Source organism: Scopulibacillus cellulosilyticus, assembly GCF_042665295.1.
Classification (GTDB): domain Bacteria; phylum Bacillota; class Bacilli; order Bacillales; family Sporolactobacillaceae; genus Scopulibacillus_A; species Scopulibacillus_A cellulosilyticus.
Window position 1 is genome coordinate 140,126 of sequence record NZ_JBHTCO010000014.1, and the last position, 23,349, is coordinate 163,474.

At 38.4% G+C, this 23,349-nt stretch carries 22 protein-coding genes; 21 read left to right on the top strand and 1 reads right to left on the bottom strand.

Going from position 1 to position 23,349, the window contains the following annotated elements; translation table 11 throughout:
* Positions 1 to 43 precede the first annotated feature (43 nt).
* The 6 genes from accD to ACFQRG_RS11985 all read left to right on the top strand — a co-directional run bounded on the left by accD (position 44) and on the right by ACFQRG_RS11985 (position 5,732).
* The gene (gene accD, locus ACFQRG_RS11960; RefSeq protein WP_380966193.1) at positions 44 to 901 is read left to right on the top strand and encodes an acetyl-CoA carboxylase, carboxyltransferase subunit beta; all 858 of its coding nucleotides are present in this window, start codon (positions 44 to 46) and stop codon (positions 899 to 901) included.
* Complete coding sequence (accA, locus tag ACFQRG_RS11965; protein ID WP_380966194.1) at positions 901 to 1,878, top strand: acetyl-CoA carboxylase carboxyl transferase subunit alpha; 978 nt, start codon at positions 901 to 903, stop codon at positions 1,876 to 1,878. The genes accD and accA overlap by 1 nt, the downstream gene beginning before the upstream one ends.
* A gap of 221 nt (positions 1,879 to 2,099) precedes the next feature.
* Positions 2,100 to 3,059 (top strand): 6-phosphofructokinase, encoded by a 960-nt coding sequence (gene pfkA / locus ACFQRG_RS11970; RefSeq protein WP_380966196.1) that lies wholly within the window; start codon positions 2,100 to 2,102, stop codon positions 3,057 to 3,059.
* Between the two features lie 17 nt (positions 3,060 to 3,076).
* Complete coding sequence (pyk, locus tag ACFQRG_RS11975; RefSeq protein ID WP_380966198.1) at positions 3,077 to 4,831, top strand: pyruvate kinase; 1,755 nt, start codon at positions 3,077 to 3,079, stop codon at positions 4,829 to 4,831.
* Between the two features lie 71 nt (positions 4,832 to 4,902).
* Complete coding sequence (locus ACFQRG_RS11980) at positions 4,903 to 5,325, top strand: acyl-CoA thioesterase (RefSeq protein WP_380966200.1); 423 nt, start codon at positions 4,903 to 4,905, stop codon at positions 5,323 to 5,325.
* A gap of 2 nt (positions 5,326 to 5,327) precedes the next feature.
* The gene (locus ACFQRG_RS11985; protein ID WP_380966202.1) at positions 5,328 to 5,732 is read left to right on the top strand and encodes an FxsA family protein; all 405 of its coding nucleotides are present in this window, start codon (positions 5,328 to 5,330) and stop codon (positions 5,730 to 5,732) included.
* 25 nt (positions 5,733 to 5,757) lie between these two features.
* Here the strand turns inward: ACFQRG_RS11985 and ytvI are convergent, their stop codons facing one another.
* Positions 5,758 to 6,903, bottom strand: a complete 1,146-nt coding sequence (gene ytvI / locus ACFQRG_RS11990) for a sporulation integral membrane protein YtvI (RefSeq protein WP_380966204.1) — start codon at positions 6,901 to 6,903, stop codon at positions 5,758 to 5,760.
* Between the two features lie 281 nt (positions 6,904 to 7,184).
* On the opposite strand from ytvI, the gene citZ reads away from it, so the two are divergent.
* The 15 genes from citZ (at position 7,185) to ACFQRG_RS12065 (ending at position 23,309) form a co-directional block, all read left to right on the top strand.
* The gene (gene citZ, locus ACFQRG_RS11995; protein WP_380966206.1) at positions 7,185 to 8,300 is read left to right on the top strand and encodes a citrate synthase; all 1,116 of its coding nucleotides are present in this window, start codon (positions 7,185 to 7,187) and stop codon (positions 8,298 to 8,300) included.
* Positions 8,301 to 8,371: 71 nt separating this feature from the next.
* Complete coding sequence (icd, locus tag ACFQRG_RS12000; RefSeq protein WP_380966208.1) at positions 8,372 to 9,640, top strand: NADP-dependent isocitrate dehydrogenase; 1,269 nt, start codon at positions 8,372 to 8,374, stop codon at positions 9,638 to 9,640.
* Positions 9,641 to 9,657: 17 nt separating this feature from the next.
* Positions 9,658 to 10,593 (top strand): malate dehydrogenase, encoded by a 936-nt coding sequence (gene mdh / locus ACFQRG_RS12005; protein ID WP_380966210.1) that lies wholly within the window; start codon positions 9,658 to 9,660, stop codon positions 10,591 to 10,593.
* Positions 10,594 to 10,687: 94 nt separating this feature from the next.
* Positions 10,688 to 11,164 (top strand): MaoC/PaaZ C-terminal domain-containing protein, encoded by a 477-nt coding sequence (locus tag ACFQRG_RS12010; RefSeq protein ID WP_380966212.1) that lies wholly within the window; start codon positions 10,688 to 10,690, stop codon positions 11,162 to 11,164.
* A gap of 114 nt (positions 11,165 to 11,278) precedes the next feature.
* Positions 11,279 to 12,001 (top strand): winged helix-turn-helix domain-containing protein, encoded by a 723-nt coding sequence (locus ACFQRG_RS12015; protein WP_380966214.1) that lies wholly within the window; start codon positions 11,279 to 11,281, stop codon positions 11,999 to 12,001.
* Positions 11,982 to 13,352 (top strand): two-component system histidine kinase PnpS, encoded by a 1,371-nt coding sequence (gene pnpS, locus ACFQRG_RS12020; RefSeq protein ID WP_380966217.1) that lies wholly within the window; start codon positions 11,982 to 11,984, stop codon positions 13,350 to 13,352. The genes ACFQRG_RS12015 and pnpS overlap by 20 nt, the downstream gene beginning before the upstream one ends.
* 52 nt (positions 13,353 to 13,404) lie before the next feature.
* Positions 13,405 to 16,035 (top strand): DNA polymerase I, encoded by a 2,631-nt coding sequence (gene polA / locus ACFQRG_RS12025; RefSeq protein WP_380966219.1) that lies wholly within the window; start codon positions 13,405 to 13,407, stop codon positions 16,033 to 16,035.
* A gap of 15 nt (positions 16,036 to 16,050) precedes the next feature.
* Positions 16,051 to 16,881 carry a DNA-formamidopyrimidine glycosylase gene (mutM, locus tag ACFQRG_RS12030; RefSeq protein ID WP_380966222.1) on the top strand — a complete coding sequence of 277 codons (831 nt, stop codon included), beginning with the start codon at positions 16,051 to 16,053 and terminating at the stop codon, positions 16,879 to 16,881.
* A 41-nt stretch (positions 16,882 to 16,922) separates the two neighbouring features.
* Positions 16,923 to 17,519, top strand: a complete 597-nt coding sequence (gene coaE, locus ACFQRG_RS12035) for a dephospho-CoA kinase (RefSeq protein WP_380966224.1) — start codon at positions 16,923 to 16,925, stop codon at positions 17,517 to 17,519.
* 98 nt (positions 17,520 to 17,617) lie between these two features.
* Complete coding sequence (locus tag ACFQRG_RS12040; protein ID WP_380966226.1) at positions 17,618 to 18,652, top strand: glyceraldehyde-3-phosphate dehydrogenase; 1,035 nt, start codon at positions 17,618 to 17,620, stop codon at positions 18,650 to 18,652.
* Positions 18,653 to 18,914: 262 nt separating this feature from the next.
* Positions 18,915 to 19,298, top strand: a complete 384-nt coding sequence (gene speD, locus ACFQRG_RS12045) for an adenosylmethionine decarboxylase (protein WP_380966229.1) — start codon at positions 18,915 to 18,917, stop codon at positions 19,296 to 19,298.
* A gap of 154 nt (positions 19,299 to 19,452) precedes the next feature.
* Positions 19,453 to 19,923, top strand: a complete 471-nt coding sequence (gene nrdR, locus ACFQRG_RS12050; RefSeq protein ID WP_380966231.1) for a transcriptional regulator NrdR — start codon at positions 19,453 to 19,455, stop codon at positions 19,921 to 19,923.
* A gap of 64 nt (positions 19,924 to 19,987) precedes the next feature.
* The gene (locus ACFQRG_RS12055) at positions 19,988 to 21,367 is read left to right on the top strand and encodes a replication initiation and membrane attachment family protein (RefSeq protein ID WP_380966233.1); all 1,380 of its coding nucleotides are present in this window, start codon (positions 19,988 to 19,990) and stop codon (positions 21,365 to 21,367) included.
* Positions 21,368 to 21,379: 12 nt separating this feature from the next.
* Positions 21,380 to 22,312, top strand: coding sequence for a primosomal protein DnaI (gene dnaI, locus ACFQRG_RS12060; RefSeq protein ID WP_380966235.1), 933 nt, complete (start codon positions 21,380 to 21,382; stop codon positions 22,310 to 22,312).
* 166 nt (positions 22,313 to 22,478) lie between these two features.
* Positions 22,479 to 23,309, top strand: coding sequence for a putative sporulation protein YtxC (locus ACFQRG_RS12065; RefSeq protein WP_380966237.1), 831 nt, complete (start codon positions 22,479 to 22,481; stop codon positions 23,307 to 23,309).
* Positions 23,310 to 23,349: the final 40 nt, after the last annotated feature.

Consider the following 23,349-nt stretch of genomic DNA (forward strand, 5'->3'; position numbering starts at 1 on the left):
ACATTTATATGTATCAACCAGTAATTAAGAAGGTGTATGTGCTTTGATAAAGGACTTTTTTGTAAAAAAGAAAAAATATGTAACAATCCCTTCCCAAAAAATGAAACAAGAAGTGCCGGAAGGGATAATGAAAAAATGCCCGCAGTGCAAAAAGATTATGTATGCTAAAGAATTAAAAAAGAATTTATATATCTGCCAATCATGCGGTTATCATTATCCATTAACCGCTTATGAAAGAATTGAAACCCTGTTTGACGATGACAGCTTTAAAGAATTTGATCGGGAGATGGTTTCGGAAAATCCTCTGAATTTCCCGGACTATATAGAAAAGCTGAATAAAGACAGAGAAAAAACCGATTTAAATGAAGCTGTGATTACTGGTAAAGGCCAAATTAATGGTATTAAAACTGTTGCAGCAGTGATGGATTCAAGGTTTAGAATGGGCAGTATGGGTTCTGTTGTCGGAGAAAAAATTACGAGGGCTATTGAACAGGCGATGAAATTAAAACTGCCGCTCGTTATTTTCACAGCTTCAGGCGGAGCGCGTATGCAAGAAGGCATGCTAAGCCTTATGCAAATGGCCAAAACAAGTGCAGCGTTAAAGCATTTTAGTGATGACGGAGGCCTTTTTATTACGGTCATGACGCATCCGACAACCGGCGGTGTAACAGCAAGTTTTGCATCGTTAGGTGATTATAATTTTGCTGAGCCCGGTGCGTTAATTGGTTTTGCAGGCCGAAGGGTTATTGAACAAACGATTCATGAGGATCTCCCTGAAGACTTCCAAACATCGGAGTTTTTATTAAAGCATGGGCAGCTGGACCGGGTTATTCCAAGGGATGAACTCAAACAAACGCTGTCAACCGTATTGTCTATTCATACAGAAGGAGGTGAAAAATAGTGGCACCAGGATTAGATTTTGAAAAGCCGATTGTTGAACTTAAGGATAAGATAAAAGAATTAAAATCTTTTATGGAAGAAAAAGATATTGATCTGACAGATGAATTAGAACGCTTGCAAAATCGCTTGAAAGAATTGAAAAAGGAAACATACAGCAATATGTCTCCATGGGATCGTGTTCAAATCGCACGTCATATGGACCGTCCGACGACACTTGATTACATTCCGCACTTATTTACTGATTTTATTGAATGTCATGGTGATCGTTTATTTGGTGATGATGAAGCCATTGTTGGCGGTATTGCAAGGTTTCATGGTATGCCTGTAACAGTCATTGGTGAGCAAAGAGGCCGTGATACTAAAGAAAATATTAAGCGAAACTTTGGCATGGCCCATCCAGAAGGTTACCGCAAAGCCCTTAGATTAATGAAACAAGCGGAAAAGTTTGGCCGTCCCGTTATTACATTTATAGATACTAAGGGGGCTTTTCCTGGAAAGGCTGCTGAAGAACGCGGCCAAGGGGAAGCGATTGCCCGCAATTTATTTGAAATGGCCGGACTAAAGGTACCGATAATTTCTGTTGTTATTGGTGAGGGCGCAAGCGGCGGTGCATTAGCTCTCGGTGTTACGGATAAAATTTTAATGCTTGAGAATTCCTGGTACTCTGTTATTTCACCTGAAGGTGCAGCAGCTTTGTTATGGAAGGATGCCGGACTCGCGGAAAGGGCAGCAAAAACAATGAAAATTACTGCGCCGGACTTAAAAGAACTGAATATCATTGATGAATTGATTCCGGAGGTTTTAGGAGGCGCCCATCAGGATCCTAAGGAACAGGCTAAGACTATTGATGAGTATTTATGGGGGGCATGGGAAGCCTTACATCCGTTTAACCCGGAAGAACTTGTAAAAAAACGTTTTGAAAAATATCGTCATATGGGGAAATACGGTGTTGCAAGCGATTTCATCCGACAAGGTTAGTGCTTTCTTTTCTAGAAAGCACTTTTCTTACATATTTTTTAGAGTTTAAAGAGGTTGTTCAAAAAGTCCGGGAAAAATAGCTGTCGAATTTCTGCGTCAGCTTGCTCCTCCGCTCCTCACGTATTTTAGGCATACGATCCGGTGCTCGGAGGCGGCGCTTCCTTGAACTTCTCGGCTCTTTTTGTCCTCCTTTTTGAACATATATTTAAAGAGGTGTTAGTATGAAAAGGATTGGTGTATTAACAAGCGGCGGCGATGCTCCGGGAATGAACCCGGCTATTCGGTCTATCGTTAGAAAGGCAATTTATCATGGACTTGAAGTTTACGGTATTTATCAAGGCTATTCAGGACTTATTTCCGGTAATATAAAACAGCTTGAAGTCGGTTCTGTCGGTGATATTATTCATCGCGGGGGAACGATGCTTTACAGTGCAAGATGCGAGGAATTTAAAACTGAAGAAGGTCAGAAAAAGGGAATTGAGCAGCTTCATAAATTTGGGATTGAAGGTTTGGTTGTTATAGGAGGAGACGGCTCCTTTAGAGGAGCGGTAAAGCTGTCCGAACAAGGCATTCCTACCATTGGTGTCCCTGGAACAATTGATAACGATATTCCCGGCACAGACTTTACGATTGGCTTTGACACAGCTTTAAATACAGTTATCGATGCTATTGATAAAATACGGGACACAGCAACATCTCATGAACGCCCATTTATTATTGAAGTAATGGGACGTGATGCCGGTGATCTTGCATTATGGGCCGGCTTAGCCGACGGTGCTGAATCTATTTTAATTCCTGAAAGACCGGAGGATATCGATGGCGTCATCGAACGAATCTATCATGGACACAAGCGCGGTAAGAAACACAGTATTATCATTGTGGCTGAAGGGGTAGGCAGCGCGGCACATGTAGCAAATGAGATTAAAAAGAAAGCTGATTTGGATACACGTGTTACTGTACTCGGACATATCCAGCGCGGCGGATCGCCGACAGCCTTTGACCGTGTACTGGCCAGCCGGTTAGGCGCCAAAGCTGTAGACTTATTGATAGACGGCAAAGCAGGCAAAATGGTCGGTATACAAAATAATCAAGTTGTTTACCATGATATATTGGACGTATTAACGAAAAAACATTACATTGATAATGAATTAATTGAACTTGTTAAAGAACTTTCTATATAATCGGGAGGAAAAATATAATGAGAAAAACAAAGATTGTATGTACAATTGGGCCGGCAAGTGAGAGCGTAGAAACACTCGTTGAGTTAATCAACTCTGGTATGAATGTTGCACGCTTAAATTTCTCTCATGGTGATTACGCTGAACATGGGCAAAGAATAAAAAATATTAGAGAAGCTGCTAAAATAACAAACAAAACAGTAGCTATTCTGCTGGATACTAAAGGACCTGAAATTCGTACGGGTACAATGGCAACAGAAAAGGTTTATCTTGAAAAAGGTAAAGAATTAATTGTCTCGATGGATGATGTTGAAGGCACGAGCGAAAAGATTTCCGTTACTTATAAAGACCTTATTAATGATGTATCACCCGGTTCAACAATTTTGCTTGATGACGGCCTTATTGAGCTTGAGGTCATTGGAAAAAATGACAATAACGAAATCATTACTAAAATTTTAAACAGCGGTGAGTTAAAAAGTAAAAAAGGTGTTAATGTACCGAATGTCAGCGTTAATCTGCCGGGTATTACTGAAAAGGACGCTAAAGATATTCTATTTGGTATAGAACAGGATGTTGATTTTATAGCAGCATCTTTTGTACGAAGAGCTTCTGATGTTCTGGAAATACGCCGTTTGCTCGAGGAAAATCATGCAGACATCGATATTATCCCTAAAATTGAAAATCGCGAAGGTGTCGACAACATTGATGAAATCCTTGATGTATCAGACGGGTTAATGGTGGCACGCGGTGATCTTGGCGTTGAAATTCCTGCAGAAGAAGTGCCTCTCGTTCAAAAGCATTTAATAAAGAAATGTAATTTGCTCGGCAAGCCGGTAATTACCGCAACGCAAATGCTTGATTCTATGCAAAGAAATCCAAGGCCTACCCGTGCTGAAGCAAGTGATGTTGCTAACGCTATTTTCGACGGTACTGACGCAATTATGTTATCAGGGGAAACTGCTGCCGGAGATTATCCTGTCGAAGCTGTAAAAACAATGAACCGTATTGCATCCAAGGCTGAAACAGCTTTAGACTATCGGGAAATCTTAAGCAGACGAAGTAAAGTTAACGAAATAACAATAACAGATGCTATTGGATTAGCCGTATCACATACAGCTCTTAATCTTGATGTTTCGTCAATCATTACTGCAACTGTGAGCGGCTATACAGCGCGCATTGTTTCAAAATATCGCCCAAAAGCCAATATTGTTGCGGTTACAAGCAGCGAGAAGGGCTTAAGAAAACTGGCACTGGTATGGGGTGTCTTTCCGCTGATCGGGGAATATTGTAAATCTACTGATGAAATGTTGGATTTGGCCGTTGATCGATCTGTTGACTCAGGTCAAGTTAAGCACGGCGATCTTGTTGTAATTACAGCAGGTGTTCCTGCCGGGGAAGTTGGTACAACAAATCTTCTTAAAGTTCACGTTGTCGGCGGTACGGTGGGAAAAGGACAAGGTATTGGCCGCAGAACCGCAACCTCCGAAGTTTATGTGACGAACAATGCTGATGATGCCAATCAAAATATGCCTGAAGGTGCTGTTTTGGTGACAAGAGGGACTGATAAAGAAATGATGCCTGCGTGTCAGCGTGCATCAGCGATTATTGCTGAAGAAGGCGGTTTGACATCACATGCTGCTGTTATTGGCTTAAATCTCGAAATCCCTGTTATTGTCGGTGTGCAAGATGCAACAACACTATTAAAAAATGGGCAAATCGTTACTGTAGATGCAGAGCGCGGAAATATTTATGATGGACATGCAAAAGTGTTATAGTAAAAGGGAAGGTATTAAACCTTCTCTTTTTTTACATATCATTGATAAAGAGAAGAATTGAAGGTGATGTTATGGAGACAAAGTCCAGAATTGTTGCTCGTTATTCTGAAACAGATCAGATGGGTGTCATTCATCACGGCACCTATATTAATTGGTTTGAAATTGGCCGTACTGATTGTATTAGAGAACAGATGGGGAAACCTTATAGTGAGATTGAAAAAGACGGGCTGATGCTTCCGGCGATCCGCTCGGAAGTTAATTATAAGTCGCCCGCGAAGTATGAAGATTCGCTTATTATTAAAACAAAAATTGTTAAATATACAGGTATACGCATCGCATTTCACTATGAGATTATAAAAGAAAACGATAAAAAACTTATTGCTGATGGATTGACTGAGCATTGTTGGACAAATTTAGACCTAAAGCCGCTTTCTCTTAAGAAAATTGCTTCTGAGCTTCATGAAAAAATCGAAAAGGCTTGTAAGGAGAAATAAAAATGATGAGAGGGCCAAGGCCGCTATTATTTATTTTTATATTGGTTCCGGCAATTGAAATTTTTTTATTTGTTTTATCCGGAAAATATTTAGGGATCCCTTTAACCTTATTGCTGATTATTGCCACTGGCATTACAGGGGCTTGGCTGGCTAAACGGGAAGGTTTGCAAACACTTAAAGAAATACGTGCTGAACTATCCGCCGGGAGGCTGCCGGGGCAGTCTCTTGTTGAGGGTGCCTGTATATTGGCTGGAGGCATATTATTATTGACACCCGGCTTTTTTACCGATATTTGCGGTTTTCTTTTACTTTTTCCCCCGATTCGTAAAAAAGCGAAAGACCGGGTGATTAATTGGTTAAGAAAAAGAACGGCCAATGGTCGTCCATCATTTTATTTCCGAAGATAAAAACAGCTGTGAAGAACAGCTGTTTTTATTTTTTAACCGGATGATGACCAATAATAAAGTTCCATACACCCTGATAGACATTTGCCTGCGCTAATGAATTTAATATGACAAGTGTAACAGGACCAAGAACTAAACCTAAAAAACCGATAAGCTTGAAGCCGATAAAAATAGCTATTAATGTCAGCAGGGGATCAAGATTATTTGAAGAACAACGAATTTTTGGTTCAATGAATGGCCTTTGAATAGCAATAATAGCGTAAAGGACAGACAATCCTATTGTTAAAAAATAGTCACCAGCGAAAAATTCATATATGATCCAAGGGACAAATAAGAAACCTGTACCTAAATAAGGCATTAAATCAATAAATGCTGATAAAACGCTAATGGTAAACGCATGATCGATATTCAAAATAAATAACCCGACAAAAACAATAACGCCGGTAATAGAGATAAAAATTAACTTAGCGCGAATAAGTCCCATAAAAGCTTTTCTTAAATCATCATAGACAGACTTAAAATAATGAACTGCTTTGGAAGGTATTTTTAATTTTACAAATTTGCCGATTTTGTACCGGTCTTTTGTTATAAAAAAGGCGCCTAATAAAATAAATATCGATGCAATTATAATTTTGGGCAAAGAAACAATAAGATTGCTTAACCACTGAATAAGGGATGTGCCGAATTCTGCCAATATATTTCCAGCCTTTTTTCCAATGTCATCAATATTATTTTGAATCGATTGTTGTTGGGATTGGTTAAGGCGGTTAAATAAATGGGTTATATGCTCCCATAACGGGATGATTTTTGAGAAAAGAAATTTTTGGATGAACTGTACAAGCTTTTCGGCATGATCTGGGACAACATAAGTCAGGTAAGTAAGACCGTTAATCATTTCAAAAACAAACAGAAAGATTAAACCGGTAAAAACGCCATATATTAAAATGATCGCAATAAATGCGGCTGCCCAGCGGGATAATTTGATTTTCTTCTCACAAATATTTACTAACGGATTAAAAAAGAATGAAATGATAATTGCTATTATAAAAGGATAGACAAATTCTCCTGCATAATAAAAAAATAATCCAATGAGAACAATAATAAAAGCCACCAGGGTCAAGCGGCACAAAATGTAAATGTATCTCAAAACAGAATTCGAATATTGCGGATTCATCGCATCCCCCTGTCGAATTTTTTTATAAATTGCACGAAAAGTTGAATACGAACTATAGGACATGTATATGAATTTTTTATTAGTATATTTCTAAAAATTTACGGGTTATTTACATCTGTTTTCTAGATTATGTTGCATTATTATTCACAAATGACACTAAATTGTTTATAATCGTATATGTAATGACATTTAATATATTTTAGTTTTTTGTCTAAGCTAACTATTAAGTGCCTTTTATTTAAGGAATATGCGATAGGGATTTATATAAGGGAGGAGATATTATGACAGCAACTAAAGGACTAGAAGGTGTTGTAGCTACAACTACGACAATTAGTTCGATTATTGACAGTGTTCTAAGATACAAAGGATATAATGTCGATGAGCTGGCAACAAAATCCACTTTTGAAGAAGTTGTATACTTACTATGGCACGATAAATTACCTAATCAGAACGAGCTTGATACATTTAAAAAGGAATTAGCAGAAAACGCTGAAGTTCCTGATGAAGTCTTCCGGCAGCTGAAAGCCTTTCCACTTAATAACACTCATCCGATGGCCGTTCTTCGTACTTCTGTATCAACCCTTGGTATATTTGATTCAGAAGCAGACGAAATGAATGAAGAAGCGAATAAAGCAAAAGCTTTACGTATTCAAGCGAAACTTCCTACCATTGTTGCCGGTTTTGCAAGAATCAGGGATGGAAAAGACCCTGTTGCCCCGCGTAAAGATTTAAGTTTCCCAGCAAACTTTTTATACATGTTAAACGATAAAGAACCGGAAGAAATTGAAGTAAGAGCTTTTAATAAAGCTTTAATTCTGCATGCAGATCATGAACTTAATGCTTCAACATTTACGGCGCGTGTTTGTGTGGCAACACTTTCAGATATTTACTCAGGGATAACTTCAGCAATCGGTGCCTTAAAAGGACCGCTTCACGGCGGCGCAAATGAACAAGTGATGAAGATGCTTACAGAAATTGGCACTGTTGATCATGTTGATGAATATCTTGAGAAAGCGTTTGCCAATAAAGAAAAAATTATGGGCTTTGGCCACAGGGTATATAAAACCGGGGACCCGCGCGCCAAACATTTAAAAGAAATGTCCGAAAAGCTTACTAAAAAAACCGGTGAACCTGAACTTTATGAAATGTGCGTCAAGATCGAAGACATCATGAAAAAGGAAAAAGGGCTGCTTCCTAACGTCGATTTCTATTCGGCGAGCGTTTATCATGCTTTGGGTATCCAGCATGATCTATTTACACCAATTTTTGCGATCAGCCGGGCATCCGGATGGTTAGCTCACATTTTAGAACAATATAGTGATAACCGCCTTATCCGTCCTCGTGCGGATTATGTAGGTCCTGAAGCAAGAGAATATACACCAATTGAAAATCGCTAATGTTTAATGTATAACAGGTAGGGGGAGACCCCAACCCGTTATACGAGATTTAATAGCAGGAGGTATGTATTGTGGCAAACGGAGAACGCATTACTGTACAAAACGGAGCACTGAATGTGCCAAATAATCCAATTATCCCATTTATCGAAGGTGATGGAACAGGCCCTGATATTTGGGCAGCTGCTTCACGTGTATTGGAAGCCGCAGTTGAAAAAGCTTACAATGGCGAGAAACAAATTGTATGGAAAGAAATTTTAGCAGGGGAAAAGGCTTATAACCAAACAGGAGAATGGCTGCCTTCAGAAACACTTGATACAATTCGAGAGTACATAATTGCCATTAAAGGACCGTTAACAACACCTGTCGGCGGCGGCATCCGTTCTTTAAATGTCGCGCTTCGCCAAGAACTTGATCTGTTCACTTGTCTGCGCCCGGTCCGTTATTTCCAAGGTGTTCCTTCACCGCTTAAACATCCTGAAAAGACAGATATGGTTATCTTCCGTGAAAATACTGAAGATATTTACGCAGGTATTGAATATGCCGAAGGTACAGATGAAGTGAAAAAGGTCATTGATTTCTTAAGAAATGAAATGGGTGTCAACAAAATTCGCTTCCCTGAAACTTCAGGCATCGGCATTAAACCAATTTCTAAAGAAGGCACATCACGCCTTGTACGTGCGGCTATTCAATACGCCATTAATGAAGGCCGCAAAAATGTGACGCTTGTACACAAAGGCAATATCATGAAGTTTACTGAGGGCGCATTTAAAAACTGGGGCTATGAAGTCGCAGAAAAGGAATTTGGCGATAAGGTCTTCACATGGAAAGAATATGACCGCATTGCTGAAAAAGACGGTAAAGATGCTGCAAACGACGCACAGTCTAAAGCAGAACAAGAAGGCAAACTTATTGTTAAAGACGCAATTGCCGATAACTTCTTGCAACAAATTCTTACCCGCCCGGAAGAATACGATGTTGTTGCAACTATGAACTTAAACGGCGATTACATTTCTGATGCGTTAGCTGCACAAGTCGGCGGCATCGGTATTGCGCCTGGCGCCAACATTAACTATGAAACCGGCCATGCAATTTTTGAAGCGACTCATGGTACAGCTCCAAAATATGCCGGTATGGATAAAGTTAACCCGTCTTCTGTTATCTTAAGCGGTGTATTAATGCTTGAACACCTTAACTGGCACGAAGCAGCTGATTTGGTAATGAAATCAATGGAAAAAACAATCGCCAGCAAGGTAGTTACTTATGACTTTGCCCGTCTGATGGATGGCGCAAAAGAAGTTAAATGTTCCGGATTTGCTGATGAATTAATTAAAAATATGTAAATCAGGAGGTCACTGTAATGACTATTAAGCGTAAAAAAATATCGGTAATTGGTGCAGGTTTTACAGGTGCTACAACTGCATTCCTAGTCAGTCAAAAAGAACTTGGCGACGTTGTTTTAGTGGATATTCCGCAAATGGAAGGTCCAACTAAAGGCAAAGGGCTTGATATGTTAGAAGCAACACCAATCCTAAATGCCAGCGTCAACGTTGTTGGAACATCCGATTATAAAGACACTGCCGACTCTGATATCGTAGTTATTACTGCAGGTATTGCCAGAAAGCCTGGTATGAGCCGGGATGACCTTGTTTCAACTAACGCTAAAATTATGAAAGATGTCACCCGTCAAGTAGTTGAGTATTCACCAAATTGTACAATTGTTGTCTTAACTAACCCGGCAGATGCGATGACATACACGGTTTATAAAGAATCAGGATTCCCTAAGAACCGCGTCATCGGTCAATCAGGTGTTCTTGATACAGGCCGTTTCAGAACTTTTGTTGCCCAAGAGCTTAACTTGTCTGTAGAAGATATTACCGGGTTCGTTCTTGGCGGGCACGGTGACGATATGGTACCGCTCTTAAGATATTCATATGCCGGCGGTATCCCTCTTGAAAAGTTAATCTCCAAAGACCGCTTAGATGAAATTGTTGAAAGAACAAGAAAAGGCGGCGGAGAAATCGTTAATCTTCTTGGCAACGGCAGTGCATACTACGCACCTGCAGCTTCGCTGACACAAATGGTTGAAGCTATTGTTAAAGATAAGCGGCGTATTTTACCGGCTATTGCCTATCTTGAAGGTGAATACGGCTATAATGACCTGTACTTAGGTGTTCCGGTTGTTCTTGGCGGAAACGGTATTGAAAAAGTCATTGAACTTGACCTTACAGATGAAGAAAAACAAGCATTAAATAAATCTGTTGAATCTGTTAAGAATGTCATGTCTGCGCTTTAAGTCATTTACTATAAGTTAAAAGGGATTCGGAGTTTAACTTCGAATCCTTTTAATCTATATTTACCGCACTTGTTCAAAAGAGGGAGGCGTATTCATGCTCTTAGGGAAGAAAAGAAAATTAGGACGGCTAATTGAGGAAATTCAGCCGGGGGAAAAACTGAAATTTTCAGAAAAGGTAGAAGATAAGGACTTGCTTTTGTACTTAGGGTTATCCGATGATAATAATCCTTTATTTATACAACATGATTATGCCTCATTAACACCGTATAAAAAACCAATTGTGCCGCAAATTATGCTTACAGGTATGGTGACAGGAGCGATTTCCAAAATACTTCCCGGTCCGGGCAGCTGTATTCTCAGCCAATCATTACAATTTCCTAAGCCTGTCCATCACTATGAAGAAGTTCATATGTTATTAACAGTTGAAGAAGTAAGTCTTGAAGATAGACATATAAAAATCAGCGTCGACGGAGAAAACAATTCAGGTGATCAAGTCATCGTTGGAGAATTAATTGTATCGCCGCCGTATCCGCCTAAGTCCATTACATCTTCAACCTTGGAGAACTTTTAAAACCTCGCTTAAGTGAGGTTTTGTTTTTTTGTGATGTAGTTTATCATCCCTATAAAAAATAGTATGATTAAGAGGTAAAAGGATTCGATTCAGCTTAAACTGGAGGTTATTGCCTTGTCAAATAAAATACTTGTTGTCGATGATGAACCATCTATAGTCACGTTGCTATCTTTTAACCTTGAAAAAGCAGGCTTTGAAGTATTAACCGCTTCAACAGGCAATGAAGCCCTTGAAAAGGCACAAAATTATTCACCTGACCTTATTGTATTGGATTTAATGCTGCCGGAAATGGGCGGATTAAATGTTTGTAAAACATTAAGACAAAATCAAATGTTTATTCCAATATTAATGCTGACAGCAAAAGATGATGAATTAGATAAAATACTGGGGCTTGAGCTTGGGGCAGATGATTACATGACGAAGCCCTTCAGTCCAAGAGAAGTCGTCGCCCGTGTTAAGGCAATATTGAGGCGGTCAAATCAAGTGAACCCTGTAAAACAGCAAACAGAAGACTTTAAACTGGCTGTTGGCGAGATATCTGTTTATCCTGATAAGTATGAAGCGTTTTTCCAAGGTGATCTGATGACACTGACACCTAAAGAATTTGAACTGTTGCTTTACTTAGTAAAAAATAAAGGTAAAGTATTAACGCGAGAGCAGCTTTTAAGCACTGTTTGGAACTATGATTTTGCCGGCGATACCCGAATTGTTGATGTACATGTCAGCCACTTAAGGGAAAAAATTGAAAAGGATACCAGGAAGCCGTTGTATATCAAAACAGTACGGGGATTAGGATATAAATTAGAGGGACCAAAGAATGAATATCCTGACAGATAAAATTCTCCATATAAAACATAGGCGGATAATTTGTGCTGTACTTTTTCTTCTTATTATTTATGTCCTTGGTTTGTTTGTACCGTATTTGGACAGTATCTTCATCTTAATTCTGGGTATAGCCATTATACTTTTTTATGAATTTGTCCTGAAAAGGTATAAACAACCAGTCGCTGATGCTGCTGCAATGGCTGAGGACCTTGTATACGGCAAATATAAAAAACGTATACCTGAACCTGTAAAAAATACTGAATTAGCCCGGCTTAACCAATCCCTTAATCATTTAGCTACAAACTTGGAAAAAATGACAAAATCCTATCAAACACAAGAGGATAGATTGGAAACTTTGATTGAAAATATTGGGAGCGGGCTAATTTTTATTGACAGCCATGGCCGAATAAATTTGTTAAATAAGACCTACAGAGAAACTTTTCGGGTGAAGACGAACAATTGGAATGACAAAACATATTATGAAGTCATTCCATATCAGGAAGTCATTGATATTATTGATGAAACCTTCAGTACCGAAAGAAGGTTAACAAGGCAAGTTCTTTTGCCTGTTCATATTGAAAGAAAACATTTTGACGTTTCCTGTGCCCCGATTTTAGCCCAACAAAAGCGTTTGCGAGGTATCGTTGTCGTTTTTCATGATATAACAGAACTGAAAAAGCTTGAAAAAATGAGAAAAGATTTTGTGGCGAATGTTTCACATGAATTGAAAACGCCGGTTACTTCCCTTATTGGCTTTACCGAAACACTTTTGGACGGGGCGATGGATGACAGCGAATTAAAAACAAAATTTCTTAACATTATTCTTAATGAAAGTAAAAGACTGCAAAGCCTTATTCAAGATCTGTTAGAGTTGTCAAAAATCGAACAAGAACATTTTATGATAAAATGGCAAAGTGTTTCATTAAGAGATGTATTAGAAGACACACTAATTATTTTAAAAGAAAAGGCTCATCAAAAATCCATTATTTTGGAAGTTCTCCCATCCAGTAAAAGTCTGGCTTTAGGTGATCCATATCGCATCAGACAAATGATTATTAATTTAGTGACCAATGCCATATCTTACACCCCGGCCGGCGGCCATGTCTGGGTACAAGTTAGAGATACAAAAGATGATGTTGAGCTGATGGTTAAGGATACTGGGATTGGGATTAGTGAAGATCAAATTCCCCGTATTTTTGAACGATTTTACCGTGTTGATAAAGGACGAAGCAGAAATCAAGGCGGTACAGGACTTGGACTGGCAATCGTCAAACATCTTGTAGAAGCGCATGAAGGCCGTATTGATGTATCAAGCGAAATCGGCAAAGGGACAACTTTTACAATAACATTTAAAAAAGCTTAAAAAACTTGCCAAGATATAAATTCTGATAGCAGAAAAAAGGAGATGTCATTCATTGAATAAGCTCATCCTAATTGATGGCAGCGGTATTGCCTACAGAGCATTTTTTGCCCTGCCCTTACTTAATAATGATAAAGGGGTTTATACAAATGCTGTGTACGGCTTTACGACAATGCTGATGAAAATTATTGAGGAAGAAAAACCCTCTCATGTTCTTGTAGCATTTGATGCTGGAAAAACGACGTTCCGGCATAAAACATATAAAGAGTATAAAGGCACCCGTCAAAAGACACCGCCGGAACTTTCTGAGCAATTTTCATTTATTCATGAATTGTTAGATGCGATGGGCATCAAGAGATATGAAATAGAAAACTATGAAGCAGACGATATCATAGGCACTTTAGCGGTACAGGCCGAAAAAGAAGGCTTTGAAACTAAAGTTGTTACAGGTGATAAAGATTTGCTTCAGCTGGTGGATGATCATGTCACTGTCTCCTTAACAAGGAAAGGCATTACGGATGTTGACGATTATGATAAAGAAAAAGTATATGAGCGTTATGAAATTACTCCGGATAAAATCATAGATCTAAAAGGGCTGATGGGCGATTCTTCAGATAATATTCCCGGTGTACAGGGAGTTGGCGAAAAAACAGCTATTAAATTACTAAAGCAATTTGGTTCCATTGAAGACATTTATCAATCATTAGAAGATGTTTCCGGTAAAAAATTAAAAGAAAAGCTGGAAAATGACCGGGAGAAAGCCTTTCTGAGCAAGGAACTGGCCACAATTGAAAAGCACGCGCCTATTGATGTTAAGTTAGACGATTTACAATATGAATATAAAGTCACAAGCGAGTTAATTGATCTGTTTAAAGACTTAGAATTTAAAACGCTTCTGGAACGGGTCGGCTTTGATGAAGTGATTAGCGAAGATGCTGAAGAAGAAACTTTAGAATTTGAAATGGTGACAGAAGTTAATGAACAGCATTTAGCTTCGCCAAGCGCCCTTGTTGTTGAAGTTCTTGAAGATAATTATCATTATGCTGACATAGTTGGTCTGGCATTAGCTAATGAAAAAGGCCGCTTCTATATTCCGACGGAAACAGCCTTAAACTCATCAATTTTTAAAGAATGGCTTGCTGATGCCAATCAAAAGAAAATTGTGTTTGACGGCAAGAAATCAATCGTTTCATTAAAATGGCGCGATATTGACATAAATGGTGTCACTTTTGACATTCAAATGGCTTCATATTTAATTGATCCATCCGAATCATCCCACGATCTATCTGCAATCGCCAAGCGCAAACATATTAAATTTGTTTATTCTGATGATGCTTTTTACGGAAAAGGTGCAAAAAGAGTCATTCCTGAAGGTGAAAAGCTCGGCGATCATTTGATAAGAAAAGCTGAGGCTATGTTAAAATGCCAGCCTCTCTTAAAAGAAGAACTGGAAAATAATGAGCAGTACAGCCTTTTTGCAGAGCTGGAAATGCCCCTTTCACTCGTTTTAGCCGAAATGGAAGAAAAAGGGGTTAAAATTAGCAAGGAAACCCTTGAAAGTATGGGTGAAGAATTAAGAGAAAAACTTGAACAGAAACAAAAGGATATTTACGAATTAGCGGGGACAAGCTTTAATATTAATTCTCCGAAGCAGCTTGGCGAAGTTTTATTTGAGAAATTAAACCTGCCCGTTATTAAAAAGACAAAAACAGGCTACTCAACTTCTGCTGATGTTCTTGAAAAGTTAGAAAGTGAACATGATATTATTTCAGAAATTCTTGACTATCGTCAACTTGGAAAATTGAATTCAACATATATTGAAGGTCTTTTAAAAGTTATTCATCCAAAGACAGGAAAAATTCATACCCGTTTTAACCAGGCGTTAACGCAAACGGGAAGGTTAAGCTCTACAGATCCTAACCTGCAAAATATACCTATTCGTCTGGAAGAGGGCCGTAAAATCAGAAAAGCATTTATTCCGTCTAAGCAAGATTGGATGATGTTTTCAGCTGATTATTCACAAATTGAATTAAGGGTCCTTGCACACATTGCAAATGATGAAAGTCTTATTGAAGCGTTTGAACATGAAATGGATATTCATACGAAAACGGCTATGGACGTTTTTGGTGTTGATAAGGAGGATGTCACGTCTCTTATGCGGCGCCATGCGAAGGCAGTTAACTTTGGTATTGTCTATGGTATTAGTGATTACGGCTTATCCCAAAGCTTAAATATTACCCGAAAGGAAGCAGGGGCTTTTATTGACCGTTACTTAGAAAGTTATCCAGGGGTAAAACAATACATGGAGGATATCGTTCAAAAGGCAAAGCAAGATGGGTTTGTAACGACTTTGCTTCATAGAAGACGTTATTTACCGGATATTACAAGCAGGAACTTTAACCGAAGAAGCTTTGCGGAACGTACAGCAATGAATACTCCGATCCAAGGAAGCGCAGCTGATATTATAAAAAAGGCAATGATTCATATGGCAAAGCGGCTTAAGGATGAAAGGATGCAAGCAAATATGCTGCTTCAAGTTCACGATGAATTGATTTTTGAAGCACCGAAGGATGAAATAGATAAGCTGAAAACCATCGTTCCGGATGTTATGGAAAATGCCGTGAAACTGAAGGTGCCTTTAAAAGTTGATTTCTCATTTGGGGACACATGGTACGACGCGAAATAAGAAAGGAAGATATCCGTGCCGGAATTACCTGAAGTGGAAACAGTAAAAGAAACATTAAAGCAACTTATTATTGGAAAAAAGATTGAGGATATTACCGTTCTTTGGCCGAACATCATCAAAAGACCTGATGATGTTCGGGCTTTTCAAACAGAGCTTAAAGGTCAATCAATTAAAGATATAAAACGAAGAGGGAAATTTTTACTTTTTTATTTAAATAAAGATGTTCTCGTTTCTCATTTGCGAATGGAAGGCAAGTATAGTTTACAAGAAGAACATGTTACAATAGATAAACACACCCATGTTATTTTTAAATTTACTGACCAAACAGAGCTAAGGTATCGGGATGTACGAAAGTTCGGCACGATGCATCTGTTTGCAAAAGGGGAGGAATTCTTGTATCCGCCCCTCAGTCAATTAGGACCGGAGCCGCTTGGTTCTGACTTTACGGCAGAATATTTAACTGATCGTTTAGCGAAAACAGACCGTGCGGTAAAAACAGCCTTATTAGATCAAACAATCGTTGTCGGTCTTGGCAATATTTATGTTGATGAAGCCTTGTTCCGTGCATGTATTCATCCATTAACTAAAGCGAGGACGCTAAATCATAAACAAATCGATAATTTGACGAAATGTATTAGAAAGACTCTAAATGAAGCGGTTGAAATGGGAGGAAGTACGATTCGAACGTATTTAAACAGCCAAGGGCAAATGGGCATGTTCCAACAAAAATTAAATGTTTATGGCCGCGTTGGTTCGCCTTGTCCGAATTGCGGACATCCTATTGAAAAAATTAAAGTCGGCGGCAGAGGAACTCATTTTTGCCATGCTTGCCAAGTTATGATTTGAATGAATTCCTGACGCTTTATTCGTGATAAAGGAGAAGACGGATGATAAAAATTGGTTTAACAGGCGGTATTGCCAGCGGTAAAAGCACTGTCTCCGCTATGATTAAAAATTTTGGTATCCCAATTATTGATGCGGATATTATTTCAAGAGAAGTCGTTGAACCGGGAGAGGAGGCATATAAACAAATTGTTGCCTCCTTTGGTTCGGACATATTGTTAGAAAATGGACAAATTAATCGGAAAAAACTTGGCAGTATTGTATTTCAAGATGCTGACCAAAGGATTATACTAAATAATATCGTACATCCTCAAGTAAGAAAAAGTATGTTACAAAAGATAAATTTTTACGAAAAAAAAGGTGAAAAAGCCATTGTCCTTGATATACCTTTACTTTTTGAAGGGAAATTAACAGGGTGGGTTGATAAAAAGTTATTGGTTTACGTTGATCCTAAAACACAGCTGGAAAGATTAATAAATAGAGATCATAGCACGGAAAAACAGGCCTTGGACAGAATACGGTCACAAATGCCGTTGGATGAAAAGAAGGCGCTCGCCGATGCGATTATTGATAATAATGGCTCGGTGGATAATACTTTGCAACAATTAAAAGCGATCTTTAGGCAGTGGCACATTTTTTAATAAAAAATCAAAAAGCGCTTTCAATCTCCGGTTATTATGTTATACTATTTGTAGTTAATTCATAAATTGTATAACACATATTCGGAGGTTGATGTTTCATGCCTGTAAATGTTGCGATAAATGGATTTGGAAGAATTGGGCGTATGGTTTTTAGAAGAGCGATGACAGACGCTTCATTAAATATTAAGGCGATTAATGCAAGTTATCCAGCTGCGACATTAGCCCATTTAATAAAATATGATAGTATTCACGGCCGTTTCCAAGGGGAAGTGGACGTTGTAGACGACAATCATCTTAGAGTTAACGGCGCAATTATTGAACTTGTTAATAACCGTGATCCAAGATGTTTACCGTGGAAAAAATTGAGTATAGATATTGTTATCGAAGCTACGGGTAAATTTAAAACACGTGAGACAGCAGGTTACCATATAGAAGCAGGTGCCAAGAAAGTCATTATTACGGCACCTGGGAAAGATGAAGATATGACAATTGTGATGGGTGTCAATGATGACAAATATGATCCAAACCATCATCATGTTCTTTCAAATGCCTCATGTACAACGAATTGTTTGGCGCCGGTTGTTAAAGTATTGGAAGAGCAATTCGGAATTGTCTCCGGCATGATGACTACTGTTCACTCTTATACGAACGACCAAAAGAATATAGATAACCCGCATAAGGATTTGCGGCGTGCGCGTGCTTGTGCTGAATCGATCATCCCAACATCAACGGGTGCAGCAAAGGCAATTTCCAAGGTGCTTCCTGTACTTAGCGGGAAATTAAACGGCATGGCTTTGCGTGTGCCGACACCAAATGTTTCATTAGTCGATCTTGTTGTTGAACTAAATACAAAAGTGACTGTTGATGATATAAATTATGCCTTTCAAGCTGCCTCACAAGCGAATTATAAAGGTATTTTAGCTTATACTGAAGAGCCGCTGGTTTCAAAAGATTTTAATACCGATGAACATTCGGCAATCGTAGATGGATTATCCACTATGGTCATTGATGGAAATAAAGTAAAAGTCTTGGCATGGTATGATAATGAATGGGGATACTCTTGCCGGGTAGTTGATTTGGCTAATTTAGTCGCTTCTTGTATGATTAATACAAATGATGTAAAAGTATCATAGAGAAATTTTCAATGTAACAGAAAAAGGCCCGCCGGTAGCGGGCTTTTTTAAATGAAAGATTGGGAAATTTTAATAGTGTAAAAAAGTCGTTGCAAACTTTATGTAAAACCATTATACTAATCATCGTCAATACAAAATGTACGAAAGAGGATTTGTACAACACTTAAAGGGTTAGGACCTCATCGGACTAACTATCCCCCGTGGTGTTAAAACAATCCTGCATGCTCTAAGCATGGTACTTTTTCCTAAGGGGGAATGTTAAATGGAAACAATAGGACGTCATGTTATATCTGAATTATGGAATTGTAATGTCGATAAATTAAATGATATGGAAATGATTGAGAAAATTTTTGTTGATGCGGCATTAGTTGCCGGGGCAGAAGTTAGGGAAGTAGCCTTTCATAAATTTGCACCTCAAGGTGTAAGCGGAGTTGTTATTATTTCTGAATCTCATTTAACAATTCACAGTTTTCCAGAACACGGCTATGCGAGTATTGATGTATATACTTGCGGTGACCGAATTGATCCGAACGTCGCAGCCGACTATATTGCAAAGGCGTTGGACGCTGAGATATCGGAAAAGATGGAACTGCCAAGAGGTTTAGGTCCAGTACAAATTAAAAAGAAACAAATGACATCTATATAAAAAATGAGATAAAGGGTTGCCCAAGGCAACCCTTTTGATATGACTGTCAGGTTTGTTTCTTTAAAACAGATTGCACTTTTAAAGAAACATACTTGTTATTCGACGTTTTTTTTAATATGATTAAAGTTAAAAGGCCCTAATAGAGGTGGGATTCATGCGTTGTCCTAATTGTAAGGAACTAGGAACAAAGGTTCTTGATTCTCGGCCTGTTAACGATGGGCGGTCTATTAGAAGGCGGCGTGAATGCGAATCATGCCAGTACCGGTTTACAACGTTTGAAACAGTTGAAGAAATGCCGCTTATAGTCGTTAAAAAAGGCGATGATAGAGAATCGTTTAGCCGTGATAAAATACTGCGCGGTTTGATTAAAGCATGTGAAAAGCGGCCAGTGCCTTTAAAGCGCCTTGAAGAAATCGTTAATAAAGTTGAGAAAACTTTAAGGGATCAAGGAATATCCGAAGTGAAAAGTCATGATATCGGCGAGTTAGTTATGGATGAATTGGCTCAAGTCGACGAAGTTGCCTATGTCCGCTTTGCGTCTGTTTACAGGCAGTTTAAAGATATTAATGTATTTATCCATGAATTGAAAGATTTATTGAAAAAAGTCAATAAAGATGATGACTAAAGAGCTTTGTTTAAAGCTCTTTTACACTTTTACCTGTACCCTTTAGATGTGTGAGGTGATCAGGGTGCAAAATTATTGGAAAGAGTTATTACCCGCAGACCGTTATCAGGTCCGCGTCAATGGTTTAATCCATCCTTATGATCAAAAAATTATTAATTATTTATATCAGCCGCTTATAGGGCCAAGAGCAGTCAGTTTATATACTTCACTTTGGCATGAAATTGATGAGATGTCCTTTTTTGGCGACTTATGCTCGCATCATCAATTAATGGTTCGAATGAACTGTCCCCTTGATCTATTGCTGGATGATAGAAAAAAGCTTGAAGCTATTGGTTTGCTTAAGGTTTATAAAAAAAAGGATAATGAACAGACTGAGTTTATTTATGAGCTGCAGCCCCCTTTAACGCCTAAGCAGTTTTTTACGGATGGTTTATTAAACATATATTTATACAATCGAATTGGCCAAAAGGATTTTATCCGATTAAAGAAAATTTTTGTTCAAGAACAGGTAGATAGAAAGCAATTTGAAGATATTACTGTGTCATTTAGCGATGTTTTTCAATCTGTTCATCCATCGGAATTGCGTATAAATAAAGATGAAGTGTCACTAATAAATGATCAATATGAATGGGTAGACAGAAAGAATCCGACAGCACCGTCAGTGACATCAGAATTTGATTTCCAGGCTTTGTATCATCAACTTTCCGATGTTATTATTTCTAAAGAGGCATTTACCTCTGAAGTAAAGGATGCCGTTGTTAAGCTTGCCTTTGTCTATCAGCTGACGCCGGGGCAGATGAGCCGTGTCATTCAAGAAGCCTTTCTGCATACCGGTGTTATAGATATTCAAGAACTTAGAAAACAAGTCCGTAATTTTTACAGGATAGAATCAGGTGATCAACTGCCGGCTCTAAGTTACCGAACTCAGCCTGCGGCTCTTCAGGAAATGGCTAATCGAACACCTCAAAATGAGGAAGAACAGGCTATACAGGCGTTTGAGCAATTATCGCCGTACGAGGTGCTTGAACAAGTGGGACAAGGCGGCAAGCCGGCAGCGGCAGATTTGAAAATTGCTGAGGAAATTTTATTTGAACAAAAATTAAATCCAGGCGTTGTTAATGTCCTCATACATTATGTCATGGTAACAAGTGACCAAAAACTGGTTAAAAGTTATGTCGAAAAAATTGCTGCTCATTGGGCCAGGAAACAAGTGCGTACGGTAAGAGAGGCAATGGCTTTGGCACGCTCTGAACACAAAAAGTATCAACAGTGGTCGCAAACTAAAAATAAAAAGCAATCGCAAAAAACCCGGAAAAATGATCATCAGGAAAGATTGCCGAAATGGATGACCGATAAATCATCCTCGAAAGAACAAACGGGGTTATCAGATGAAGAAGCTGCGAAAAAAAGAAAGTCCCTTGAAGATTATTTAAATAATATATAGGCGGTGGAAGATATGGATTCAATAAAATCTGTCATCCGTCAAATGGCGAAGGGTCAGGACATTGAACAATTTTTCAAGAAAATAACAGATTCTTTGCTGAATCACGGGGATGTACAAGCATTTTTAAACAGCCATGAGGATATATCATTTGCCGCTGTTGAAAAAAGTATCCCAAGTTTGTACCAATTTGTACAAGAACGCAATCAATGCGACAATTGCCCGGGTCTGGAACGCTGCCCGAACGTTTTAAAAGGCTACCAGCCTGAATTAATATATGACAAAGCATCAATCAATTTGGCTTTTCATCCTTGCCCGTTGAAACAAAGAAATGAAGAAATGAAACATCAATCACAATTAATTAATAGTTATTATGTACCGGATGATGTTTTACAGGCAACGTTTCAATCGATAGATACAAGTGATCCAAGACGTTACGATGCCTTAAAAGCCGCGGGGGATTTTGTAAAGGAATATATAGAACATCCTTCCAAAACAAAGGGTCTTTACCTTTACGGCGAATTTGGTGTCGGCAAAACCTATATAATGGGTGCTGTCATGAATAGGCTGAAAGATAAAAATGTATCTTCTTTAATGGTTTATACACCTGATTTTTTCAGGGAACTAAAAGGTGCAATACAGGAAAAAACACTTGATGAAAAGTTAGATTATATTAAGAAGGTACCAGTGCTGATTTTGGATGACATTGGTGCGGAAACGATCTCTCCTTGGATTCGTGATGAAATCATTGGCAGTATTTTGCAATACCGAATGATGAAAAAATTGCCGACGTTATATACGTCAAATTATGATTATGAAGAATTGGAAGATCACTTCTCGTATTCACAAAAAAGCGGGACCGAACTTCTTAAGGCAAAGCGTGTCATGGAACGGATCCGCCATTATACGAAATTGGTTACAGTTAAAGGGAATAATCGCCGGATTTAGGGTCAGCTTTAGGCTGGCCCTTAAACTGTGGATAACTTCACTTTTCGGGGTCAGACCCCAAAAGCTGTGGATAACTTAGTTTAATATTTTTGTAATAAAAATTTAGGACATTTTTTCCCGTCTTGTTCCATATAGTGTAATGAAGAAGGGACAAGGGGGGACCAGGTTGATTTCTGTTACTTTTAAATCAAGGCACGAAGCAGTGTCTCTGAATACACATATTGCTGAAGTAATCAAAGAACCTTTGCATTTTCAAATTCATAAGGAAACGTTAACGATTGGCTTAGAAGATGAACCGTTGTCGGTTGACTTTAGAACGAAGTTTATTGGAATTTTTGTTGACTTTATTATTGACACATACGAAGAAAAATGGCTTCTTGATATTATCTCTTCGACTTTTTATTTTAAAGACAAGCATGACCAGGAAGAAATTTTAGAAATTGTTCAAGCGATATTTGATGGAGAGAAAACAGATCTGCCAAGATTGGATATTTTGCCTTCCAGACGAAATGTTATTAAAGAAGCTGTCCGTGATATCTTTGAAGACCGGACAAGTTTGTCATTTCAATCGGTTATTCGATTCCGCCTTAATAAATATCGGACGTGCTTGCAAAAATATGTTGAGTTGGCTATTGATGAGTACAAGCTTCAACAAGAGTACCAGGCATTTATCGATAAATTAAGGCGAATTGTTAAAGCTTATCGGCCATTACATCACACAATTTATGTTATCGATGATCATCCTTTTAAATTATTTGATAAAAATCACAATTATATAAAAAATGTACATTCGATCCGTTCGTTCTATCCTTTGTTAAAACAATGGGGGATTGAAGCCGAGCCATCCATATTGTTAACGCTAATTGGACTGGCGCCAAAAAATATCTTTGTTTATACAGATCGTCCGGATAATGGCATGATGCAAACATTGCAAAATGTCTTTGAAGAACGGGTAACCTTTCTTCCTAAAAGTACAGCTGTTACAATTAACAAATAAATTGTTTTAGAGTATAATGTTTATTAAAGAAGGTCTAATT